This window comes from Kitasatospora sp. MBT63, assembly GCF_000710465.2.
Taxonomy (GTDB): Bacteria; Actinomycetota; Actinomycetes; order Streptomycetales; family Streptomycetaceae; genus Kitasatospora.
Genome location: NZ_JAIZ01000618.1, coordinates 16,432 through 16,727, shown reverse-complemented (window position 1 = coordinate 16,727; position 296 = coordinate 16,432). Strand labels below are relative to the sequence as shown.

1 protein-coding gene is annotated in these 296 nt (G+C 82.4%); it reads left to right on the top strand.

Going from position 1 to position 296, the window contains the following annotated elements:
- A partial coding sequence (locus tag AA75_RS32165) for a PDZ domain-containing protein (protein WP_033823870.1) occupies positions 1 to 296 on the top strand: 296 nt, incomplete at both ends.

The window sequence follows — 296 nt, the reverse complement described above, 5'->3', positions numbered from 1 at the left end:
CCGGGGTCGGCCTGTCGGTGGACCGGGCCGCGGACGGCTCCACGGCCGTCTCGGACGTGCTGCCCGGCAGCCCGGCGGCCGCGGCCGGGATCGCGGTCGGCGACCGCCTGCTGCGGGTCGACGGCGCGGCGGCCGACCAACTGCCCGTGACGGACGTGGTGGCGCGGCTGCGCGGCCGGCAGGCCGGGTCCACCGTGGCGGTCGCCGTCCAGCGGGCCGACGGGCCCGGCCGCGACCTGGTGCTGACCCGCGCCGAGCTGGCGACCCGCGAGGTGGCCGTGCGGCACCCGGCGCCC